This is a genomic window from Citrobacter sp. Res13-Sevr-PEB04-36 (genome assembly GCF_015672735.1).
Taxonomy (GTDB): Bacteria; Pseudomonadota; Gammaproteobacteria; order Enterobacterales; family Enterobacteriaceae; genus Citrobacter.
Map to the genome: position 1 here is coordinate 81,932 of NZ_JADABY010000069.1, position 23,721 is coordinate 105,652.

Consider the following 23,721-nt stretch of genomic DNA (forward strand, 5'->3'; position numbering starts at 1 on the left):
AGATTTTTCTGTCATACAGGCACAAAGCAAAAAGCACCGCCTAAGCAGTGCTTTTGATAAGTCTCATCAGGATAGCCAAGGGATAGCTGCCAAACGAATTAACTGCGGCTCAGGACCCGACGGGCTTCGTTGTAACGCTTTTTCCAGTAAGGCTCGTTCATGCTGGAAATGACAACGCCGCTGCTGGTCGAGGCATGTACAAACTGGTTGTTACCGATATAAATACCGACGTGACGGCCCGTAGAGCCCGCACGGAACAGAACCAGATCGCCGGTGCGCAGATTGGTGCGCGAAACGGATTTACCCGTTTCCTGTTGTTCGTAGGTTGAGCGAGGAAGCTCTAAACCAAACTGTTCACGAAATGTACGCTGTACAAAGCTTGAACAATCAATTCCTTTCTTGGTGCTGCCGCCAAGGCGGTAACGCACGCCTTTCCAGTCAGCGTATTGATCCATAATTCGAGATTTAACATCGATATTACGTACCATACTTTCAAATTCATCCTGAGAGGCTTGCAGTGAAGAGTTATCTCCATTGCCCACAGCATGCGTCTCAGAATGCATATTCTTGGCGGTGTTCGTTGTGCTACATGCAGAAAGCAGAACCGCAACTGCTATCGCGGGTATGCCCCGCAAGATATATCTCAAAATCGGTTGAGATTTGACCATGTTGTTTGTTTTCCCTTGAAGTCCTTAACGATAAATATCGTTATAAAAAATGCCAAACGTGACGAGACTAATTACCCACGCACGATGAGACAATTCTTTATGGTCAAATCTGTGGCAGAACGCACAAATTTATTCGTAAAGAGAATAATTATCCCGCGAGGCAAAACGAGTTCGAGGTTACCCGATCGCTACAGTCATTGCGAGTGATTTTATGTGATTTCTTATAAGAAAAATTGATACAGAAAGTGAATAAACGGCATTGGCTAAATTAAGAACAAAAAGGCTGAAAAACATGCAATTCATTCATTTTAAACATGAATAAGATGACAGGGGAATGACAGTTTTAATGATAGCTCACCGACAAACATCATCAGGGAACCAGAAGTATTCCTGATGATGTTAATTACTCTGCGTTATTTGTTTAAAAAATGTTTGTTTTTACCAGGGAGATAATTCGTAAACAGAGTGACCAGTCGGTCGCTTAATGGCGTCATTAGCCACCAGGGCAGGCCAATCAATACCACGGTCATTGAACCCACCACGATATCGGTAAGCCAGTGAGCGCCAATCATTACGCGCGGGAAGGCAAAAACCACAGCGATAATAAGGCCGATTAATCCTGCGACTTTTCCGAAATAACGCAGCATAAATGCGGAAAAAATAAGCAACATCATGCCGTGATCGCCCGGGAAGCTGTCTTTTGACGCATCTTTGGTCGGAATATGCAGCAGCTCGCTGACACGATGAATATTATCCAGCATCAACGTCGGGCTGGCGCGTTTAACTGGAATAAGCGCCTGGCCTAGCTGATTTAATACCACTGCCGTGAGCAGCATAACCAGGCCAATCGCAATGATACGACGGCGACCTTGTGGGGTTTCTTTGCGCCAAAAGCTCAGCATCAGGGCACCCATCGCCAGCAGCGAACAACCGTCGAACGCCCGGTTGTTAGTTATCGCCACGACCCACAGGAACAGCGGGCTCTCCACCAGTTTCTGGTTGAAGAAATGGAAAACGCCAAAATCAATTGAATACCAGAAACCATGTCCGGCTGGAATATACCATGACAGAAACAGCGCCAGACCTGCGATATTAAGCAGGAGAATAAAAGGGTATCGGGTTTTCATTGTCGTTCACCATTGCCAAAATCGCAGGCAACCTTACGCGTTAGCGTCTAAACGAAGCTTCAACAATGCACCCTGTAACGCGTTCCAGTCAGTCTCGGTGTCTGAGATAAGTTCAATACGGCTGTCCGGTGGCGCGACATTTTGGGTTTCTATGTGCCAGTCATCGCCCTGACGATTGATACGCACTAATCCCTCTTTAATCCGCATGATGCCTTTTACGCGACCAACCGGCGCGAGACGCGACCATTCCAGCAGGCCGATGGTATCGAACACGGTGTCCGCATCGAAAATCCAGCCGCAGGCCTGATGCCCCTGACCGCTGTTCAGGCTGCGACGCCAACGCTGCTGCGTCGGTAGACTTAGTGCCGCCAGCCCTTTTTTGTCAGCATGCTGATGGGCGTGTTCCGCACTTGCGGGCAGCGCTGCCACATTTATCCGCGGTAAATCCAGTAACTGCCCGTCAATGTGTCCGTGATCGGCATGAACCAACTGGCGGTTACCGCCGTAGTGTTGCCACCAGGTCTGCAGGGCATGTTCACTTTCTGTTGTGGCACGATCGACTTTATTGGCGACGATAACGTCGGCGGCGGCCAGCTGATCGCGGAAATTCTCATTGGCTACGCTTTTTTCATCCAGCAGTAGACGAGGGTCAAGAATACAGAGCGTGGCGCGCAGATCGATCCACGGTTCGTACACCGGCGCGGTGAGCAAATCCAGAATCTGTTTGGGATGTCCGAGACCGGTAGGTTCGATCAGTAACCGATCCGGTTTGCCCTGGCGTAGTAGCGTGTTAAGGCCCACCTGCATTGGCAAACCGTTAACACAACACATACAGCCACCAGGGATCTCCTTTAGCAATGCGCCGCTGTCTGCCAGTAGGGCGCCGTCAATACCCACTTCACCGAACTCATTGACCAGCACGGCCCACTTTTCTGCAGGGTCTTTGTTGGCGAGCAAATGAAGAATAGAGGTGGTTTTGCCACTGCCGAGAAAACCGGTGATGAGGTTGGTTTTGGTCACGTTTGCTCCAGAATCATAAAATGCCTTTATAGCGTTTATCAATCCTGGCGAAAAAAGGACAAAAAGAGAAGGGCAGAGAGGACGAAGGTACGCTTCGTCCTGTTTAATGGCAGAAATTGTTAATTTTTTAACATCTGTATGACGGCCTGATGCGCGCCGAATTGCGCAATATTCTGCCAGGCCTGCTCGATGGCCTCGACGAATTGCGGATTCTGCACCAGGTCGGGGGCAAAAATCTCGCGCAGGGAAAGCAGTGCGGTAACGCGCTCTGATTGCGTACTGTGCGCGACAAGCGCGCGGATCTTATCACTCATCGGATCGCGTACATCAATGGCTGCGCCTGCGTCATCGACGCCGCTCACGTAGCGCATCCATCCCGCAATGCCGAGCGCCAGCAGAGGCCAGGCCGTTTGCTGCGATAAATGCACGCGGATCCCTTCCAGCATGCGCTGAGGTAATTTTTGGCTGCCGTCCATCGCGATCTGCCAGGTCTTATGCTTCAGCGCGGGATTGGCAAAACGTTCCAACAGGCTTTCGGCATACTGGTTTACATCGACGTCAGTGATACACAGCGTGGGGGCTTGCTCCGCCATCATCAGGCGGTAAGCCGCCTCACGAAAGGCGCTGTCCTGCATGCAATCGCTGATGTGTTGAAACCCGGCCAGATAGCCAAGGTAGGCCAGAAACGAGTGACTGCCGTTCAGCATTCGCAGTTTCATCTGTTCCCACGGCAGCACGTCATCGACCATCTGGACACCCGCGGTTTCCCACTGTGGGCGACCGGCGACAAAATTGTCTTCAATTACCCACTGGATAAACGGCTCGCAGCTGATGCTACAAGGGTCGCTTACGCCCAGCTCTTGAGCTATTTCTTCCAGTGACTCTTCAGTCGCGGCAGGGACAATTCTGTCGACCATGGTGCCCGGAAAACTGACCTGCTCTTGTATCCACTCCGCCAGCTCGGGCGAACGTTTTTGTGCCATGCCCAGAATCGCGTTTTTCACCACATGACCGTTGTCAGGAATGTTATCACACGAGAGTACGGTAAACGGCGGCAACCCGCGTTCACGTCGGCGATGCAGGGCTTCGACAATAATGCCCGGTGCTGAGTGTGGTTCATCTGGTGATTGCAAATCATGAACGATGCGCGGATTGGTGAGATCAAGTGACCCTGTGGACGGATCAATGCAGTAGCCTTTTTCCGTGATGGTTAACGACACAATCGCCACTTGCGGTTCACAGAATTTTTCAATAATGGCTGCCAGCGAATCCAGCGTGGCGTTCAGGCACTCATTAACGGCACCGACCACAACCGGTTGATTACCGTCAGCGCCTTTTTCTAACACGGTATACAGGTGATCCTGCTCGCGAAGCTGGCGCATTAGCCGATCGCCGCTGAACAGACTGATCTCACAAATCCCCCAGTCTCCTCCCTGCATATTGAGCACCCGATCGGTTAATAATGCTTGATGCGCGCGGTGAAAAGCACCGAAACCAAAATGCACGATTCGAGATTTTAACTTTTGGCGATCGTACTGCGGTATCTGTACGTTTTTTGGGAGTGAAGCCGAGGCAATAGTCTTCATTAAATACACCTGATTAACCATTAATTAACAATGGCAGTATAAAGTTATATGACAACAAGTTAAATTGGTGTGCCTCATTTATCCGGGGAATGTGAGCTTGATCAATCAATCATCGGCGTTTTGTTGATCGTCCAGCGGATGCCTGTATGGTAGTCGCCATGAAGGCAATCTAATTTGGTATAACAACTTGTGAGGTGAAGCAATGGAACAAACCTGGCGTTGGTACGGACCGAACGATCCGGTATCGCTTGATGATGTGCGTCAGGCTGGCGCAACCGGTGTTGTGACCGCCTTGCACCACATTCCCAACGGTGAAGTGTGGCCTGTTGATGAGATTCAAAAACGCCAGGCTATTCTGGCTGAAAAGGGGCTGACCTGGTCGGTGGTGGAAAGTATTCCTGTTCACGAAGACATCAAAACCCAGTCCGGACAGTATCAAACGTGGATCGCCAATTATCAGCAAAGTCTGCGCAATCTGGCGACCTGCGGTATTGATACCGTGTGCTATAACTTCATGCCGATCCTCGACTGGACGCGCACTGACCTCGAATATCAGCTCCCGGACGGCTCTAAGGCGCTGCGTTTTGATCAAATTGCCTTTGCGGCCTTCGAGCTGCACATCCTGCAGCGCCCCGGCGCGAAGGCGGATTACACTGCAGAAGAACAGCGTCAGGCGCTGGACTATTTCAATGCTATGAGCGAAGCCGACGTAGAGAAGCTGACCCGTAATATTATCGCCGGTCTGCCGGGTGCAGAAGAAGGTTATACGCTGGACAAGTTTCGTGCGCGCCTGGCGGAATATGACGGTATCAGTAAAGATGATCTGCGTAACAATATGGCCGTATTCCTGCACGCGATTGTGCCGGTAGCTGAAGAAGTCGGCGTACGTCTGGCTGTGCATCCTGACGATCCACCGCGCCCGATCCTCGGCTTGCCGCGTATCGTTTCCACTATTGAAGATATGCAGTGGCTGAAAGAAACGGTAGACAGCATTTATAACGGCTTCACTATGTGTACCGGTTCATACGGCGTGCGTGCGGATAACGATCTGGTGAAAATGATTGAAACCTTTGGCGATCGTATTCATTTTACGCATTTACGTTCAACGTGCCGTGAAGATAACCCGAAAACCTTCCATGAAGGCGCCCACCTGCAGGGCGATGTGGACATGGTCTCGGTGGTGGCGGCGATCCTGCGTGAAGAACAGCGTCGTAAGAGGGCGGGCGATCTGCGTCCTATCCCGATGCGTCCGGATCATGGGCATCAGATGCTTGACGATCTGCACAAGAAAACCAACCCGGGTTACTCCGCAATTGGTCGTTTGAAAGGGCTGGCTGAAGTTCGTGGTGTTGAGCTGGCGCTGAAACAAACGCAGTTCCGCGATTTGCTGTAATGGCGTAAACAGGGATTGGGCGAGCGGCTCGATCCCTGTTCAGCCATCAGGGCTGAATTAACGCCTGCTCCAGCACTCTCAGCACTCTATTGATCTGCGGTAACTGTAACCCGCCAAAACCGAAAAACATCACCGCGTCGCTGTTCTCCTTACGCCAGATTTCTTCTGAACCGTTCTCAATATCCTGTAGCGTATCAAAGCGAACACCAGCCTGTAGACAGCGCTGTTGCAGCGTGGCGATGACATCAGGCGCGCGATCAATGCGTAAAGACAGGTGCAGGCCTGCCGTTGCACCGTCGATTTTGCCGTCGGGGAACAACGCGGAAAGGCCGTCCCGCAAAAGTACGAGACGCGCCGCGTAACTGCAGGCCAGTTTGCCGAGGTGGGTATAAAAGATCTGATTCTGCATTAATTCAGCGAGAAACTGCTGCAATAACCACTGACTGCCGTTGTTGTTTAACGCTTTCATATTCTGCACTGCCGGGAGCAGTTCATCCGGGCAAATGAGATAGCCAAGACGCGCCCCCGGCCCCAGTGTTTTTGAGAATGTCCCCATATAGATAACCCGGTCGTGATAATCCATGGCTTTCAGCGCGGGAAGGGGATTCTCGCCATAAGTAAAAACGGCATCATAATCATCTTCGATAATGTAAGCCCCGACACGCTGCGCCCACGTCAGCAATGACAGACGCCGATCCAGTGAAAGCACACTTCCCATTGGATATTGATGTGCGGGTGTCACGTAACAAAGCTGAGTTGCATATTCGGGTAATTTATCCGTACACAGGCCCTGGTTATCCACAGCGATTGGGGTAATGTCGGCACCATAATAATTAAAAAGATGCCACGCGCCAGAATAACAAGGGGCTTCGGTCACAACATGACATTTTTTTTCCTGACATGCCGCATGATGAATAATAAATATCTGGCTGAGCAGCGATAACCCTTCCTGAATTCCGTTGGTAATGATGATGTTCTCAGCTCGGGTATTAATCCCACGGGATAAATTAAGGTATCTGACCATTTGCTCACGCAATGAAAATAATCCATTTGGTGAATGATATCGGGTAAATAATTGTTCTTTAAATACGCTGGGGGCGTTATTCCACTTTCGCCAACTTGACCAGGGGAAGGCGTTGGGATCGGGGACGCCCATCCGACAATAAAAATCTCGTCCCATCTCGCCATAGACATCGGTGGAAACACCGGCAGGCTCAGGTTTTACCGGAGGAGAACCCAGCGCTTCGGGTAAGTGTGCCGGGGGCATGCGTACCGGCGTGGTGAATATGACTTCATAGCCGATACCCTGTCGGCTCTTGATAAACCCTGCCGCCATCAGCTTTTCATATGCCATCACGACCGTGATTTTAGCCACATTCAACACCTGCGACTGCTCGCGAATAGAGGGAAGTTTGTCCCCACACAGCAAATCACCCTGCTGAATAGCCTGGAAATAAAATTGAAAGATCTGCAATTGCAGTGGGGTACGGCTTTCTCTGTTGAGAAACAGTTTCAGCATGAGAAATTCCTTATTAAAACGATAGCGACATATTACGAGCTTCTGTTTTTAACTATTTTGACTCGCCTCATAGAGTGAACGCTGTTCCTATACTCTGCTGCTGCTGTCTCTATTCTCCTTTTTTAATATCCCTTAGCGTGTCGCTATTAAAATAATGGAGGCAAGTATGTCGTGGATAAGAAAGAGCGCACTGTGGTGCGCATTCGGTGGCGCCGTTGCAATGGCTTTTGCCATTTGGGGAACGTGGCAAGGTGTGCATTACACCAGCAGCACCGAGTTTTGTTTGTCGTGCCATTCGATGCGTACAGCGGGGGAGGAATATAAGACCAGCATACATTTTCGCAATGCCTCCGGTGTGCGCGCCGAGTGCAAGGATTGCCATATTCCACCGGGTATCGTCCCGACGCTTATCCGCAAAACGGAAGCCTTAAACGACCTCTACCATACGTTCATTTCACCGTCGATCGATACTCCCGAAAAGTTTACTGCAAAGCGGGCAGAACTTGCCCAACGGGAGTGGGCGCGAATGAGCGCCAATAATTCAGCAGCCTGTAAATCCTGCCACAGCTATGAGGCGATGGATCACGGTAAGCAATCTACGAATGCGGCGGCACAAATGACCGCGGCGGCGGCGAAGGACAGTAACTGTATTGACTGCCACAAAGGTATTGCCCATCACAAGCCTGATATGAGCAGCGGCTATCGCGACCGGTTTAAGCAACTACAACATCAGGGAGAGACGCCATCTGAGGCGACCACGCTGTTTTCGTTAAACGAGAAAGCTCTGACGGCGACGGCTGGGAGCCCCGTCGGTAAAGCGCTGCTGTTTCCGGCAACCGAGGTCAGGGTGCTGAAAAAAGAGGGCAGCAATGTCCAGCTGGAAGTGACGGGCTGGCGTGAAAGCAAAGGCCGTGGGCGGGTGATCACTCAATTTATGGGTAAACGCGTTTTCTCTGCCGTTCTCGATGACTCCTTAATGGCAAATGTAAAAATCCTGCAAACCCAGGTTGATCCCGATTCTCACCAGGAGTGGCAGCAGGTGAGCCTGACCGCATGGTCTTCCAGTCAGGGGTTTATCACGAGTATTGCACCGGTGTGGGAATACTCGGATCAGATGCTGCAATCCACTTGTAGTGCCTGCCACAGCACACCGCCTACTACCCGTTATACCGCCAATGGCTGGATTGCTGGACTAAAAGCGATGTCGGCCTATTACCGACTTAATCCTGTGGAAGAACGCACGTTGTTGAAATATCTCCAGACGCACGCCAGCGATGTATCTGACTCCAAATAATAAAGAGGATAATGTATGGATATTCATGACTTTAATCCGTCTCGCCGCCGTTTCCTGACCGGTATGATGGCGGTAGGTGCTGCCAGTGTGCTGGCACCCAATCCGCTGATATCAAAAGTATGGGCGGCAGGAGAAAACCCTGAGCAGTGGATCCAGTCCGGGTCGCATTTTGGCGCCTTTGAAGCCAAAGTGGTTAACGGCGAGTGGACCGAAACCCGCCCCTTTAAACACGACAAATACCCGTGTGATATGCTCAATGCGGTGCGCGAAGTGGTCTATAACCCTTCGCGGGTCCGCTACCCGATGGTTCGACTGGACTGGCTACGTAAACGTGAAAAATCAGACCGCAGCCAGCGAGGAGATAACCGTTTTGTACGGGTCAGTTGGGATCAGGCGTTGGATCTGTTTTATGAAGAACTGGAGCGGGTGCAAAAAACCTACGGCTCTTCCGGCGTATTTACCGGGCTGGCCGACTGGCAAATGGTGGGCAAATACCATAAAGCGGGCGGCGCAATGGACAGGGGACTCGGCCTGCACGGGAGCTATGTCACCACTGTAGGCGACTACTCGGCTGCCGCTGCACAGGTTATCTTGCCGCATGTGATTGGCTCGCTGGAAGTCTATGAGCAGCAAACCTCGCTCCCGCTAGTGATTGAGAATACCAATACCATTGTACTGTGGGGCTGCGATCCGATTAAGAATTTGCAGATCGAATTTCTGGTGCCCGATCATGAAGCGTTTGGCTACTGGCAGCAGATTAAAGAGGCAGTCGCACAGGGCAAAATGCGCGTCATTAGCGTTGATCCGGTGCGCAGTAAATCGCAGAACTTTCTTGGTGCTGAACAACTGCCGCTACGACCACAAACCGATGTCGCCTTGCTGTTGGCGCTAGCACATACTCTGTATGAAGAAAAACTGTACGACACGGCGTTTATTAACGACTACACCGTCGGCTTCGAGCAGTTTTTGCCGTACCTGACAGGGGAGACAGACAAGCAGCCGAAAAATGCCGAGTGGGCAGCCCAAATATGTGGCCTGAGCGCAGAACAGATCCGTGACTTCGCCCGCCTGCTGGTGAAAGGCCGCACGCAGTTTATGGGCGGCTGGTGCGTACAGCGTATGCACCATGGTGAGCAGTACCCCTGGATGCTGGTGGTGCTGGCCAGCATGGTTGGGCAAATTGGTTTACCGGGCGGCGGCGTAGGATTTGGCTGGCACTACAATGGCGGCGGTACGGTGACGTCGGCCGGTCCTGTGTTATCGGGGCTCGGGAGCATTAACAATCCACCTGAGGCGAAGTATAAAGCAGATTTTCGCGGTGTATCGGCGCATATTCCCACCTCACGCATCGTCGACTGCTTGCTTGAACCGGGTAAGAAAATTGCCTTCAATGGTGAAACGCTAACCTGGCCTGATATCAAAATGGCAATCTACAGCGCGGCCAACCCGTTCCACGCTCAGCAGGATCGCAACCGCATGATTGAGGCATGGAAGAAGCTGGAGACGGTGGTGGTGTTGGATCACCAATGGACCGCATCCTGTCGTTTTGCCGATATTGTGCTGCCCGTCACTACGCGTTTTGAGCGTAACGATATTGAGCAGTTTGGTACCCATTCGAATAAAGGGCTGATGGCGCTGCATCAGGTAGTCAAACCGCAATATGAAGCACGTCACGACTTCGACGTGTTTGCCGGTCTGTGTAAACGTTTTGATAAAGAAGCGGTATATCGTGAAAACCGTGATGAAATGCAGTGGATACAAGCGCTTTATGACGAAGGCGTGAAGATGGGCGCGTCGCTCGACGTCACCTTACCGGACTTTGATACCTTCTGGAAAGGGGACGGATATATTGAATATCCGGCGGGGCAGCCGTGGGTGCGCCACGGCGAGTTTCGCGACCAGCCCGATCTTAACCCGTTAGGGACTCCGTCGGGGCTCATTGAAATCTACAGTAAAACCATCGCCGGTTTTCAGTATGAAGATTGTCCAGGACACCCGGTGTGGATGGAGCCGTTTGAACGCAGTCATCAGGGCAAGACAGATAAATATCCACTGCATCTGCAATCCTGTCACCCGGATAAACGTCTGCACTCACAACTGTGCTCAAGCGATGCGTTTCGTAATACCTACGCGGTGGCTGGCAGAGAACCGCTTTATATCAGCGAGCAAGATGCAACCGCACGCGGTTTAAAGGCCGGAGATATCGCCCGCGTGTTCAACGCCCGTGGTCAGGTGCTGGCAGGCGTGGTAATTAGCGCCGATTTCCCTGCGGGCGTGATCCGAATTCATGAAGGGGCTTGGTATTCCCCGCAGGAAGGCGGGAAAGCCGGGACGCTATGTACCTATGGCGATCCGAATGTCCTGAGTGCGGATATTGGTACATCGCAGCTGGCGCAAGGCCCTTCCGCACATACCGTGCTGGTAGACGTTGAACGCTACCAGCAAAAGGCCCCGCAGGTGACGGCATTCGGTGGACCTGAGACAGTCAAAGAGGAGGGGGTCAGTGCCGCATAATCACATTCATCAGCAGCGAGCAGCGGTGTATCAGTGGTTTTCGCAACTGCTGTTTCGTGAGTTGGACGAGAAGCAATTAGCCCTTCTTGAGAACGGGGAGAGCCGGGATTGGATTACCTCACTGGCGGGGATCCCTGGGCTGGCTGCTGATGTCAAAAAATTAGAGCGTAGTCTGGCGAGGGTGCTGCGGCGTGAATACCGACAACTGGAGCTGGCGGCTGATTTTGCTTCGCTGTTTTTGCTGGCACCTCCGGGCGGGGTTTCTCCCTATGCTGGGCATTATCCGCATACGACGGCACCTGAAGAACGGCGGCAAATGAATGTGCTGTTGGTTGAGCAGGGGCTGGCTGCGCGGGAAAATGAACCCTCCGATCATATCGCGGTTCAGTTGGCATTAATGGCGAGGATGGTGGATAAAGAGGAGAAGGTCGCTGCGCAATATTACTTTTTGCATCATCACATTATGTGTTGGGCACCGCTATTACGGGAGAGCTGTTTACATCGTGACGAAGGGGGATTTTACCCTCAGGCAGTCAACGTGATAGTGAGTTTTATGCGTGAGGATGAGCAGTACCTGGAATCATTATTGATGGATGATTTCTACCTCAGCAGTCAGCGCTGAAATAACAAAGGGACAGCACATGCTGTCCCTTTTAGTCTGTCTCTCAGCAGAAACGTTAGTCTGCACGCCCCATATAACGGCGTTCTTCGATATGAATGCGGATTTTTTCACCGGCACTCAGATACTCAGGAACCAGGATCACCAGGCCGGTGGTCAGAGTGGCTGGCTTGTTACGTGCACTGGCTGACGCACCTTTAATGCCAGGTGAGGTTTCAACGATCTCAAGGTCTACGGTCTGCGGCAGTTCAAGCGCCAGCAGTTGGCCATCCCAGGTCAGCACCTGCATGTCCGGCATTCCGCCTTCCGGAATGAACAGCAGCTCTTCTTCGATCTGGTCTTTGGTGAAGGTATACGGGGTATAGTCTTCTTTATCCATAAAGACGTATTCGTTGCCATCAACGTAGGAGAAATCAACGCCACGACGGCTCAGGGTGACGGTATCCACGATATCGTCGCCTTTGAAGCGCTCTTCGACCTTGAGGCCTGTACGGACATCAGAAAAACGCATTTTGTACAGCGTGGCTGCACCACGTGCGCTCGGTGATTGAATATCAATATCTTTTACAATCAGCAGCTTGCCGTTGTAGTTAAGTACCATACCTTTTTTAATTTCGTTCGCTCTTGGCATCGAAAAAATCCTGTAGTGAGGAGTGTCTAAAATATCGCGTCAAACTACTCGCGCCGGGTCATTCAGGCAAGCGGAATTCATGCTTTTGCGGGTGCAAAAAAGGTGGTACTGTTCGCTACCTACACAATCCGCGGGTTTACCTTAAAGAGAATACTGTATGGAATGCCGTCCGGATTGTGGTGCATGTTGCACTGCACCTTCTATTTCCAGTCCTATCCCCGGCATGCCTGAGGGCAAGCCCGCCAATACACCATGTGTGCAGCTTGATGAATCCCTGCGCTGTAAAATTTTTGGTTCCGCACTGCGTCCAAAAGTGTGTGCAGGCTTACAGCCCAGCGCAGAAATGTGTGGCCAGACAACGCGCCAGGGCATGATGTATCTGATTGAGCTTGAAGCGCTCACTGCACCTTAAACGTCTTTGATCCGCGCCAGGCAAAAGACCGTGGCGATAATCATCACCAGCGCAAACCAGAACACCGCATGGTAGTTCCAGATTTCAGCGGCGATACCGGCAAGCGATCCGGCAATAATCCAGCCCACACGGATGGTGTTGGTGTAAAGGGTGGTTGCAGAACCCGCCTGTCCTGGCATCAAGTCCTGGAAATAGAGCATGCCAATACCGCCGAGAATACCGATGTAAATGGCGTTCAGCAGCTGTAAGCTGAGCAGAATAACCGGTGAATGTGCCAGCAGCATCCCGGCATAAAAGAAGAATCCGGCGACCACGGCGATCCGCATCAACAGACGTTTGCCCAGACGTTTAGCAAAGTATCCGGCGATGAGCATCGTCGGTATTTCCAACCCGGCTGCGGTGCCCATCATAATGCCTGCGAGTTTTTCCGGCAGATGCAGTTCGTTGATGATAAACAATGGCATATTAATGATATACAGGCTGTTGGTGCCCCACATTAATGTACAGATAGCAAACAGCAGCAGCGTATCGCGCCGGTTACGACGCGGGGCCTCCACCGCACCCGTGGCGAGAGATGCATTTTTGTTCATTGACGGTAAGAACAACCAAACCATGACGCCGCAGACGATAAACGCGACGGCGGCGCTCAGGTACATCACCGTAAAGCTGAAACCCATGGCCAGCGCGTAAGCTAACGGCGGACCAATAACCCACGCCAGCGAAACCTGAGCACGTAAAATGGAGCTGAACATAACAGCTTCGCGGCCCGTGCGGTCAGCATGCTCGCGGGCGAGGGCAAACATTTGCGGGTTAGCGGTTGATCCAAAGCTACTGAGGAAGACGCCGACAAACAGCAAAATAAAATAGTTACGGTTCCAGGCAAACAGCACACAGGCCAGCATCCCCAGAACGCAGCAAAAAACGATCAGATTTTTGCGATCGCCTTTCTTATCGGAACGGCCAGCTAAAAACTGGCTTACCAGAATGCCGATGACGGCGCTGCCGGTAAAAAAGAAACCGACCATTCCCGGACGGGCATGAACTTCATCAGTCAGAAAAAGGCTGAGCGTAGGGGTCTGCAATGCGCCGGCAATACCCGTAAGAAAAGCGACAAGCAGGAACGCCGAAGACGTTAAATCAAACGACTTAGGGGAGGCGGCTACCGGGGTGTTATGCATGTTTCAATATCAGTGATGTGAAGAGACGCGGAGTTTACGCCGCCCGTCAGAAAATAAACAGAGCGTGAAATCAAAATCGGCATGAAAAATCAAAATAGTATTTCAGTCCACGAAAATCGTCTGCTGATGATGCTGAAGCTGTGAAGCTAACGTCGTTTTGCCGTCAGCATTTTTGGACGCATAGCAGAAAAAATGTGCGGCACATCTAAATTCAGCAAGCAAGTTGATAACTTTGCTTGCGTGCTGAAGCAGAAAGAGCAAAACTTCTTGAAACGTTTCAGCGTCATCTTGCCTTAACTGATGGAGTCGGGTGGCGCCTTTTTTCTCATGTTAGCTGAATCGTTTCAATTCAGCAGGAGAGGAGAACCATGTTCCAGTTATCTGTTCAGGATATTCACCCGGGCGAACAGGCCGGAAACAAAGAAGAGGCCATTCGCCTGGTTGCGGCTGCGTTAGTGCAGGCAGGCAACGTTGCGGAAGGCTACGTCAACGGCATGCTGGCGCGCGAGCAGCAAACGTCAACCTTCCTCGGCAACGGTATTGCCATTCCTCACGGTACCACGGACACCCGTGACCAGGTGTTGAAAACCGGGGTGCAGGTGTTCCAGTTTCCACAAGGTATTACCTGGGGTGAAGACCAGGTTGCGTATGTGGCTATTGGTATTGCCGCTAGCTCCGACGAACACCTGGGGTTGCTGCGTCAGCTGACACACGTACTCAGCGATGATTCGGTGGCTGAACAGCTGAAATCAGCCACGACCGCAGAAGAACTGCGCGCGTTGCTGATGGGTGAAAAGCAGAGCGAACAGCTGAAGCTCGACAACGACACGCTGTCGCTGGACGTGGTCGCCGGTTCGCTGGTCACGCTGCAGGCGCTGAACGCCGCGCGTTTGAAAGAAGCTGGCGCGGTTGATGCCAACTTTGTTGCCCGAGCTATCAATGAGCAACCGCTGAATCTCGGCCAGGGGATTTGGCTGAATGATTGTGCACAAGGCAATCTGCGTAGCGCTATTGCCCTCAGCCGTGCGGCAAATGCGTTTGAGGTTCAGGGGGAATCGGTAGCGTTATTAGTCACCGTCGCGATGAATGACGATCAGCCCGTGGCGGTGCTCAAGCGCCTTAGTGATTTGCTGCTCGAGAATAAAGCTGACCGCTTGCTGAAAGCTGATGCTGCTACCGTACTGGCGCTGCTGACCAGTGATGAAGCATTAACTGATGATGTACTGAGCGCAGAGTTTGTCGTGCGCAATGAGCATGGTTTACACGCCCGTCCGGGCACCATGCTGGTGAATACCATTAAACAATTTAACAGTGAAATTACCGTGACAAATCTTGATGGAACCGGGAAACCGGCAAATGGACGCAGTCTGATGAAAGTTGTAGCGCTGGGCGTGAAGAAAGGACACCACCTGCGCTTTACCGCACAGGGTGAAGATGCTGAACAAGCGCTGAAAGCGATTGGTGATGCTATCGCAGCCGGTCTTGGGGAGGGAGCATAATGAGCAGACGTGTGGCAACCATCACCCTGAACCCGGCCTACGATTTGGTCGGCTTTTGCCCGGAAATAGAACGCGGTGAAGTGAACCTGGTGAAAACGACCGGCCTGCATGCCGCGGGCAAAGGCATCAACGTTGCCAAGGTGCTGAAGGACCTGGGTATCGACGTCACGGTAGGTGGTTTTCTGGGTAAAGACAACCAGGATGGTTTTCAGCAGTTGTTCAGCGAGCTGGGTATCGCCAACCGTTTTCAGGTGGTGCAGGGGCGTACCCGTATTAACGTCAAGCTAACGGAAAAAGACGGCGAAGTCACCGACTTCAATTTCTCCGGTTTTGATGTCACCCCAGCCGACTGGGAACGCTTTGTGAATGATTCCCTGAGCTGGCTGGGTCAGTTCGACATGGTATGCGTCAGCGGCAGCCTGCCGGCCGGCGTGAGCCCGGAAGCCTTCACCGACTGGATGACGCGCCTGCGCAGTCAGTGTCCATGCATTATCTTTGATAGTAGTCGTGAAGCCCTGGTGGCAGGGCTGAAAGCAGCTCCGTGGCTGGTGAAACCAAACCGTCGTGAACTGGAAATCTGGGCGGGCCGTAAGCTGCCAGAAATGAAAGATGTGATTGAAGCGGCACATGCGCTGCGTGAGCAAGGCATTGCTCATGTGGTGATTTCACTCGGCGCGGAAGGCGCGCTGTGGGTAAACGCTTCTGGCGAATGGATTGCAAAACCACCGTCAGTTGAGGTGGTCAGCACCGTAGGCGCAGGGGATTCGATGGTTGGCGGTCTGATTTATGGCCTGCTGATGCGCGAGTCCAGCGAACATACACTGCGTCTGGCAACTGCTGTTGCCGCTCTGGCGGTAAGCCAAAGCAATGTGGGTATTACCGATCGTCCTCAGTTGGCCGCAATGATGGCGCGCGTCGACTTAAAACCGTTTAACTGACAGCAGGAGAGGCATAATGAAAACGCTGCTGATTATTGACGCTAATCTCGGCCAGGCTCGTGCTTACATGGCGAAAACCCTGCTTGGAGCGGCGGCGCAAAAAGCGCATCTGGATATTATCGATAATCCGAATGATGCAGAGATGGCGATTGTCCTGGGTGAAACCCTCCCTAACGACAGTGCGCTGAATGGAAAAAAAGTCTGGCTGGGGGACATCTCCCGTGCGGTGGCCCATCCTGAGCTATTCCTTAGCGAAGCGAAAGGTCATGCAAAACCCTACAGCGCACCGGTTGCGGCAGCGCCTGTGGCAAGCAGTGGTCCAAAACGCGTGGTGGCAGTGACGGCCTGTCCGACCGGCGTGGCGCATACGTTTATGGCGGCTGAAGCCATTGAAACTGAAGCTAAAAAACGCGGCTGGTGGGTGAAGGTTGAAACCCGCGGTTCAGTAGGCGCGGGCAATGCCATTACCCCGGAAGAGGTCGCGCAGGCCGATCTGGTGATTGTAGCTGCTGACATCGAAGTTGATCTGGCGAAATTTGCTGGAAAACCGATGTACCGCACCTCCACCGGTCTGGCGCTGAAGAAAACCAGGCAGGAACTGGATAAAGCCGTAGACGAAGCGACGCCGTACCAGCCTGCAGGAAAAGGTCAGTCCGGAGCAACCGAAGGTAAGAAAGAGAGTGTGGGCGCGTACCGTCACCTGCTGACCGGCGTATCTTACATGCTGCCGATGGTAGTTGCCGGTGGTCTGTGTATTGCACTGTCTTTTGCCTTTGGTATTAAGGCGTTTGAAGAGCCGGGCACACTGGCTGCGGCGTTGATGCAAATTGGCGGCGGTTCAGCTTTTGCGCTGATGGTGCCGGTACTGGCCGGTTACATTGCATTTTCCATCGCTGACCGTCCAGGTCTGACACCGGGGCTTATCGGCGGTATGCTGGCGGTGAGTACCGGTTCTGGCTTTATTGGTGGGATTATCGCCGGTTTCCTTGCCGGTTATGTGGCGAAACTCATCAGCACCAGGCTGAAGCTCCCACAAAGTATGGAAGCGCTGAAACCGATCCTGATCATTCCGCTGCTCTCAAGCCTGGTGGTTGGCCTGGCGATGATCTACCTGATTGGTAAACCGGTGGCCGGCATTCTGGAAGGTCTGACCCACTGGTTGCAAACCATGGGAACCGCGAATGCGGTACTGCTGGGGGCGATTCTTGGCGGCATGATGTGTACCGATATGGGTGGGCCGGTTAACAAAGCGGCATATGCTTTCGGTGTGGGGCTGCTCAGTACGCAAACCTATGCGCCGATGGCTGCTATCATGGCGGCGGGTATGGTGCCTCCGCTGGCGCTGGGTCTGGCTACGCTTGTAGCGCGTCGTAAGTTCGACAAAGCACAGCAGGAAGGCGGTAAAGCTGCGCTGGTGCTGGGCCTGTGCTTCATCACTGAAGGGGCTATCCCATTCGCTGCCCGCGATCCGATGCGTGTGTTGCCATGCTGCATCGTCGGTGGTGCGCTGACCGGCGCAATCTCAATGGCGGTGGGCGCTAAGCTGATGGCACCACATGGCGGTTTGTTCGTACTGCTGATCCCCGGCGCGATTACACCGGTGGTGGGATATCTGCTGGCTATTATTGCCGGTACGCTGGTAGCGGGTCTGTCTTATGCCTTCCTGAAACGTCCAGAAGAGGATGTGGTTGCTAAAGTGGCATAATTAAACGCGGTAAAAAGGGCAGAGATTTCTCTGCCCTTTTTTGATCTGCACATTTCCATTGCTTATTAAGCTTCTCAGGCAATCATTGGTGCAATGATAAAGCCAAAGGCAACGCCAGCAATGATGCCGCCTAATCCGGGCAACATAAATGGATGATTTAAGACATACTTGCCGACGCGCGTTGTCCCCGTGGTATCGAACTCCATTGCCGCCAGCGAAGTGGGATAAGTCGGCAGGACAAATACACCGGTTACTGCCACATAGGAGGCCAGAATTGCCCATGTCGGCATGCCGAGGGCTACGGCAAGTGGGATAATCAGCGGCGTGGTTGCCCCCTGTGAATAGAGGAGTGCGCAGGTACCGAACAGCACCAGAGCCAGCAGCATAGGATAGGCCCGCAAAATATCACCCGCGATATCTTTAATTTCCGCCAGGTGCGCATCAATGAAGGTTGTGCCTAACGTCACAATCCCGAGGATCACCGCCAGCGAACTCATACCCGCACGAAAAGTGGATGTCAGCACAATTGAATCTGTGGAAGTTTTGCAAAACACCACCATCAGACAGGCGGCAGATAGCATGCAGATAATTATGATATCCCGCGTATTCATTGGGCTACCGATATCGAATCCGGGGCGGAGTTGGGGACAGGCGGCAAGAAGCACTATCACCACTGTTGCCAGCATAAACAGAGCGACTGAGAGCACGGCACCGGGCGTCGTATTGTTCTGTCCCTCATATTTACGGACCAGACCTTTTTGCAGACGTTCCAGATACACTTCATCATCCTGAAGCTCACACCCCTGGCGTGAAGCGATAAATGCGGCAACCATGGCGGCAACGAATGAGGCTGGCAGACATACCGCCATGACCTGAACAAAGCTAACACCGTTTCCTTCCATGATAGTAAGCATAGCGGCCATAGCTGCACTGATTGGTGAACCGGATATTGCTACCTGGGATGCCACAACGGAACCTGCGAGTGTGCGAGAGGGGCGGATACCGGACTCTTTGGCGACTTCAGCAATGACCGGTAGGGTAGAAAAAACAATAAATCCAGTTCCCGCCATAATGGTCATCGACCAGGTGATTATCGGCGCGATGATATTGATATACTTAGGGTTACGCCGCATAAAATTCCCGGCAATGCGTACCAGATAATCCATACCCCCTGCAGCTTGTAGTGCAGATGCGGCCACGACAACCGTCATAATAATAAGAATGACGTCCACGGGTGGGGAGCCGATGGGGAGACCAAACCCCAGTGTTAGAATGGCCAATCCCAGACCACCGCATAAGCCGATGCCAATTCCGCCGAGACGGATACCAAAGAATATTGCGCCCAATACTACGATAATTTCCAGCCAAATCATGGTGGCCTCCGCCAGACAATTATTGTCATTAAAGGTGAGTGTTTATTTAATGTGACTATTAAATTAGAACTTGATTTTTATTGTGCCAGGAGATGATCTTTGCCTACTCTTTTTTCATACCATTTAATTCCAGCGCGAACTAATGAACCCGTTGAATCAATATATTTTTCAGGAAACTGTTTGACTGCATCAGCAAGAATGACGGGGACTTCGGTGCAACCCAGAACAATGACTTCGGCGCCACGTGAGAAGAGGTTTTCAGCCTGTTCATTCATCAGTGTTTGAGCACGTTTAATGTCACCTGCTTTTAAGCAATAAATACTTTGCATGACTTTTTCCTGCCCCTCGGGATCAGGGCTAATACAGGATAAGCCAAGCGACTCAATACCTTTTTGATAAAGACCCATGTAGAGCGTGGCATTAGTTGCCAGTAGTCCGATACGGTTTTTTTTGCAGTTCTTGACCTCATTTATTGTGGTTTCAACGATGCTGAGCAGCTCTGTGTGACAGCACTCTTTTAATTCATTAAACCAAAAGTGGGCGGTATTACAGGGGATCACAATACACTCGGCGCCTGCATCTTCAAGTTTATGCATATAATCGCGCATTGCCGGGAGCGGGGAATTACCATGATGCATTAACGCGTCAGTTCGATCAGGAATATCAGGAATAGATGAAATAATTAATGGGATATGTTCCTGATCGCGCTGTGCGGTTGTAAATGTGACAAACTTATTAAAGAGATCAACGGTTGCAGCAGGCCCCATACCGCCAAGTACGCCAATTAAACCTTTCACGACTTTTACCTCGATTGACTGTTATTAATATCTGCGAGAGTGTTATTTCTTGCGTTACTTTTTAACAGCTGATAACACTGAAGAGAAATGCAATAATGTTTGTGCTGATGCAAAACGTGCATAGGTGCGGTTGTTTTTGTATACACGGAAAATCAGCTAACAGCGGCATGTGTCGTATCTGGTGAGAAATGAACAGCAACGCCGTGAAGAAAAGATCAAAACGTTAATGTCAAAAACGAAGGTATCATGCAAAAAATGAATCGTTAATTGCTAAGAGTCAATGCTATTAGCATAAAATTTCAGGCATGATGTTTTATGGTAATCAACGTTTTTAACCATCGGCGTGACAGAAATGAAAAATATTGAGACAAAATGGTTATATGATTTCCTGACGCTGGAAGCCTGCCGACATTTTTCCCAGGCCGCCGAGGAGCGCAATATATCCCAACCTGCATTTAGTCGGCGGATCAAGGCGCTAGAGTCAGCTGTGGGCGTTATGTTATTCGATCGTACAACGTCGCCGCTACAGTTGACGGAAGAAGGGAAACTGTTCCATTCACAAACCCGAAGCCTGCTACAACAGCTTGAATGCAATCTGGATGAATTAAGCGGTCATAACCTGCTTGGTGTTCCTAATATAAAAATAGCCGCAGCACATTCTCTGTCACTCACCATGTTACCCAGATTAGTGCATGCGATGGCAGCCTACGGCGAAGAATTTGTTTATCATGTTGAAGCGATTGATGTTGTGCAGGCGGTTAATACGCTGCGAGAAGGGAAAAGTGATTTTATTATCTCATTTCGTGACGAAGACTTGATGCAGTCGCCTTTCTGTGGTCTGAAAGTGTTTGAGTCTGAGCTATATCCTGTTTGTGCTGCAGATGCGCAGGGGAATCCTTTATTCGATATCTACCAGCCACAAGTGCCGTTGCTTAACTACACCAGTGCCTCTTATATGGGACGACTGGTAAATCGGCATCTGGCGGACGTCGGTGGTATTGCGGCACGTACGTTATTTATGTCTTCGATGAGTGAATTACTGAAAAATATGGCGCTTGATGGGCACGGTATTGCGTGGTTGCCCGCATGGTCAATCGTTAATGAACTGCGCGCTAAGCGCCTGGTTTGTTTGGCTACGCCGGCGTTGATGGTGCCAATTCAAGCCTATATTTACCGAATGGATACCCGACTGAATAAAACTGCTGAGCATTTTTGGCGGATTTTATATAATCGTATGCCAGAAGACCTGATTTCACTCGCTTGACGCGCGCCGGTATCTCCGGCGCGCAGGCGTGATTATGCCACCGCTTTTTCTGTTTGCTGCGCTTTCAGCCAGGCTATTTCTTCCGCCCAGATATCCGGATTGATGGTTTCCAGCACCAGCGGAATGCCGTCAAAACGGTCATCCTGCATAATCCAGCGGAAGGCGTCGTGACCGATATTGCCTTCACCTAAGCTGTGATGGCGGTCAACGCGGCTACCAAACGTGCTTTTGGCATCGTTCAGGTGCATCCCTCGTAAATAGTTAAAGCCGACAATACGTTCAAATTCGGCAAAGGTCTTTTCACACTCGGCGGCGCTTCGCAGATCGTATCCGGCGGCGAAGGCGTGACAGGTATCAATGCAGACGCCCACGCGGGATTTATCTTCTACACCATCGATAATGGCGGCCAGATGCTCAAACTTAAAGCCAAGATTGCTGCCCTGACCGGCGGTGTTTTCAATAACGGCGGTTACGCCCTGGGTCTGCGCGAGGGCAATGTTGATGGACTCGGCAATGCGCGACAGGCATTCGTCTTCCGGGATCTGCATTAAATGGCTGCCCGGATGAAAGTTAAGCAGGGATAACCCCAGCAGCTCGCAACGCTGCATTTCATCAATAAAGGCATCGCGTGATTTTTCCAGCGCGTCGCTGACTGGGTGGCCGAGGTTAATCAGATAGCTGTCGTGAGGAAGAATTTGCGCAGAGGTAAAGTGATACTTCTCGCAGGCTGACTTGAAATCATCAATGATTTCGGTAGTTAGCGGTGCGGCGCGCCACTGACGTTGATTTTTGGTGAACAAGGCGAATGCGGTCGCTTCGATTTCTGCAGCGCGAATAGCGGCGTTAGCCAGACCGCCAGCGGCGCTTACGTGCGCTCCAATATATTTCATAATTGATTCCCCAAATAGTTCGAGTTGCAGGACAAAACGCAATACGTTTTGAGCAGCGCCTGCAACTTGAAATATGACGGGAAAACCCGCCACACTCAAAAGGGGAGAGTATAGCGGGTCAACAGGGGTTAGTCGTGTTTGATTATGCCATCACGCTGTGAATCAAAACGTTGATTGCACCACCACCGACAATCAGCCAGGCAAACAGCACCAGCGCCATCAGTAAGGGTTTGGCACCGGCCTTTTTCAGGGCGCTGACGTGAGTGGTCAGCCCAAGTGCGGCCATCGCCATTGCCAGCAGCACGGTATCCAGGGTGACCAGCATGTTCACCACAGACTGCGGCAGCAGGTGGAACGAGTTAAAAATCGCCACCACAATGAACAGGATGGCAAACCACGGAATGGTGATTTTGCTCTTTTCGCCACCGTTAGCCGGAGAAAGTTGTTTCACTCGTGCCGCCAGCAGGATGAGGAACGGAGCCAGCATCATAACGCGCAGCATCTTAGCAATAACGGCTGCATTTTCTGCATCCGGGTTAATGGCATGTCCGGCAGCGACAACCTGCGCAACTTCATGCATGGTTGACCCAATGTAAATCCCGTAAGTTTCAGGGCTAAACCAGTGCGAAAGCCACGGATACATCGCCGGGTACAGGAAGATGGCAATGGTACCGAAGATAACCACGGTGGCGACAGCGACCGTCACTTTACTGGCCTCTGCTTTCACTACCGGCTCGGTCGCCAGAACCGCCGCAGCACCACAAATGCTGCTCCCGGCGCCAATCAGCCAACTGGTGTGTTTGTCCAGGCCAAACACTTTCTGGCCGAGGAAGCAGGCAAGCATAAAGGTGCTGGTCAGCGTCAACGCATCGATCACAATCCCACTGACGCCAACATCAGCAATTTGCGCGAAGGTGAGGCGAAAGCCGTAGAGGATGATCCCCAGGCGCAACAAATGTTGTTTGGCAAAAAGTACGCCGCCGTCACAGCTTTTCCAGATATGCGGATAGACAGTGTTGCCGAGAACCATCCCCAGTAAAATGGCTAAGGTCAGGGCGCTGAACCCGGCACCCGCGACGGCGGGGATGGAACCACCCCATAACGCGGCTCCGGTAATTACTGCACTCAGGGCAAGCCCCGGAATAAAATGCCACACTGTACGTCGATGATTCTGTAGGGCGAGTTCAGTCATAACCCCTCCTGTAAATGGAATGATTTCTTGGAGAAAATAGTAAGGTGAAGTGGTTTAAAAATAAAATTGATTATATATTTATAATTAATCTGAATAAGTGGT

The 23,721-nt window shown here is 51.6% G+C and carries 20 protein-coding genes; 9 read left to right on the top strand and 11 right to left on the bottom strand.

From position 1 onward, the window contains the following. Positions 1-98: 98 nt before the first annotated feature. The 4 genes from mepS to IMQ48_RS20215 form a co-directional block, all read right to left on the bottom strand. Positions 99-668 (bottom strand): bifunctional murein DD-endopeptidase/murein LD-carboxypeptidase, encoded by a 570-nt coding sequence (mepS, locus tag IMQ48_RS20200; protein ID WP_096756458.1) that lies wholly within the window; start codon positions 666-668, stop codon positions 99-101. Positions 669-1,081: 413 nt separating this feature from the next. Continuing rightward, complete coding sequence (locus IMQ48_RS20205; RefSeq protein ID WP_196210403.1) at positions 1,082-1,795, bottom strand: phosphatase PAP2 family protein; 714 nt, start codon at positions 1,793-1,795, stop codon at positions 1,082-1,084. A 33-nt stretch (positions 1,796-1,828) separates the two neighbouring features. Beyond that, positions 1,829-2,815, bottom strand: coding sequence for a GTP-binding protein (locus IMQ48_RS20210; protein WP_196210404.1), 987 nt, complete (start codon positions 2,813-2,815; stop codon positions 1,829-1,831). Positions 2,816-2,934: 119 nt separating this feature from the next. After that, the gene (locus IMQ48_RS20215) at positions 2,935-4,401 is read right to left on the bottom strand and encodes a mannitol dehydrogenase family protein (RefSeq protein ID WP_196210405.1); all 1,467 of its coding nucleotides are present in this window, start codon (positions 4,399-4,401) and stop codon (positions 2,935-2,937) included. A gap of 202 nt (positions 4,402-4,603) precedes the next feature. Between IMQ48_RS20215 and uxuA the strand changes: the two genes are divergently transcribed. Beyond that, entirely contained in the window at positions 4,604-5,794 is a 1,191-nt protein-coding gene (gene uxuA, locus IMQ48_RS20220; RefSeq protein ID WP_196210406.1) for a mannonate dehydratase, read from the top strand. A 46-nt stretch (positions 5,795-5,840) separates the two neighbouring features. On the opposite strand, the gene IMQ48_RS20225 is transcribed toward uxuA, so the two are convergent. Beyond that, positions 5,841-7,313 (bottom strand): PLP-dependent aminotransferase family protein, encoded by a 1,473-nt coding sequence (locus tag IMQ48_RS20225; RefSeq protein WP_196210407.1) that lies wholly within the window; start codon positions 7,311-7,313, stop codon positions 5,841-5,843. Positions 7,314-7,479: 166 nt separating this feature from the next. Here IMQ48_RS20225 and torC point away from each other — a divergent pair, with 166 nt between their 5' ends. The 3 genes from torC to torD are packed head-to-tail and all read left to right on the top strand — an operon-like array spanning position 7,480 to position 11,743. Then, the gene (gene torC / locus IMQ48_RS20230; protein WP_196210408.1) at positions 7,480-8,607 is read left to right on the top strand and encodes a pentaheme c-type cytochrome TorC; all 1,128 of its coding nucleotides are present in this window, start codon (positions 7,480-7,482) and stop codon (positions 8,605-8,607) included. A gap of 15 nt (positions 8,608-8,622) precedes the next feature. Further along, positions 8,623-11,121 (top strand): trimethylamine-N-oxide reductase TorA, encoded by a 2,499-nt coding sequence (torA, locus tag IMQ48_RS20235; RefSeq protein ID WP_196210409.1) that lies wholly within the window; start codon positions 8,623-8,625, stop codon positions 11,119-11,121. Further along, a complete protein-coding gene (gene torD / locus IMQ48_RS20240; RefSeq protein ID WP_196210410.1) occupies positions 11,111-11,743 on the top strand; it encodes a molecular chaperone TorD in 633 nt (210 codons plus the stop codon). Before torA ends, torD begins: the two co-directional genes overlap by 11 nt. A gap of 55 nt (positions 11,744-11,798) precedes the next feature. On the opposite strand, the gene yeiP is transcribed toward torD, so the two are convergent. Then, positions 11,799-12,371 (bottom strand): elongation factor P-like protein YeiP, encoded by a 573-nt coding sequence (yeiP, locus tag IMQ48_RS20245; protein ID WP_096756467.1) that lies wholly within the window; start codon positions 12,369-12,371, stop codon positions 11,799-11,801. 157 nt (positions 12,372-12,528) lie between these two features. On the opposite strand from yeiP, the gene IMQ48_RS20250 reads away from it, so the two are divergent. Beyond that, complete coding sequence (locus IMQ48_RS20250; protein WP_196210411.1) at positions 12,529-12,783, top strand: YkgJ family cysteine cluster protein; 255 nt, start codon at positions 12,529-12,531, stop codon at positions 12,781-12,783. Here the strand turns inward: IMQ48_RS20250 and setB are convergent. After that, positions 12,780-13,961, bottom strand: a complete 1,182-nt coding sequence (setB, locus tag IMQ48_RS20255; RefSeq protein WP_117343457.1) for a sugar efflux transporter SetB — start codon at positions 13,959-13,961, stop codon at positions 12,780-12,782. The two genes, IMQ48_RS20250 and setB, sit on opposite strands and share 4 nt — an antisense overlap. A 368-nt stretch (positions 13,962-14,329) precedes the next feature. On the opposite strand from setB, the gene fruB reads away from it, so the two are divergent. The 3 genes from fruB to fruA are packed head-to-tail and all read left to right on the top strand — an operon-like array spanning position 14,330 to position 18,103. Then, positions 14,330-15,460 carry a fused PTS fructose transporter subunit IIA/HPr protein gene (fruB, locus tag IMQ48_RS20260; RefSeq protein ID WP_196210412.1) on the top strand — a complete coding sequence of 377 codons (1,131 nt, stop codon included), beginning with the start codon at positions 14,330-14,332 and terminating at the stop codon, positions 15,458-15,460. Continuing rightward, a complete protein-coding gene (gene fruK / locus IMQ48_RS20265) occupies positions 15,460-16,398 on the top strand; it encodes a 1-phosphofructokinase (protein WP_196210413.1) in 939 nt (312 codons plus the stop codon). The genes fruB and fruK overlap by 1 nt, the downstream gene beginning before the upstream one ends. Positions 16,399-16,414: 16 nt before the next feature. Further along, positions 16,415-18,103 carry a PTS fructose transporter subunit IIBC gene (fruA, locus tag IMQ48_RS20270; protein WP_196210414.1) on the top strand — a complete coding sequence of 563 codons (1,689 nt, stop codon included), beginning with the start codon at positions 16,415-16,417 and terminating at the stop codon, positions 18,101-18,103. Positions 18,104-18,177: 74 nt separating this feature from the next. Here fruA and IMQ48_RS20275 read toward each other — a convergent pair whose 3' ends face one another. After that, positions 18,178-19,476, bottom strand: a complete 1,299-nt coding sequence (locus tag IMQ48_RS20275) for an anaerobic C4-dicarboxylate transporter (protein WP_196210415.1) — start codon at positions 19,474-19,476, stop codon at positions 18,178-18,180. Positions 19,477-19,553: 77 nt separating this feature from the next. Continuing rightward, on the bottom strand, positions 19,554-20,273 hold the full coding sequence (locus IMQ48_RS20280) for an amino acid racemase (protein ID WP_196210416.1): 720 nt from the start codon (positions 20,271-20,273) through the stop codon (positions 19,554-19,556). Between the two features lie 352 nt (positions 20,274-20,625). Here IMQ48_RS20280 and hypT point away from each other — a divergent pair, with 352 nt between their 5' ends. Next, positions 20,626-21,537 (top strand): hypochlorite stress DNA-binding transcriptional regulator HypT, encoded by a 912-nt coding sequence (hypT, locus tag IMQ48_RS20285; protein WP_196210417.1) that lies wholly within the window; start codon positions 20,626-20,628, stop codon positions 21,535-21,537. 32 nt (positions 21,538-21,569) lie between these two features. Here hypT and nfo read toward each other — a convergent pair whose 3' ends face one another. Together nfo and IMQ48_RS20295 are read right to left on the bottom strand one after the other, a co-directional pair. Then, positions 21,570-22,427, bottom strand: coding sequence for a deoxyribonuclease IV (nfo, locus tag IMQ48_RS20290; RefSeq protein WP_196210418.1), 858 nt, complete (start codon positions 22,425-22,427; stop codon positions 21,570-21,572). Between the two features lie 142 nt (positions 22,428-22,569). Continuing rightward, positions 22,570-23,619: a YeiH family protein gene (locus IMQ48_RS20295; protein ID WP_196210419.1), complete on the bottom strand. Its 1,050-nt coding sequence runs from the start codon at positions 23,617-23,619 to the stop codon at positions 22,570-22,572. Positions 23,620-23,721 lie beyond the last annotated feature (102 nt).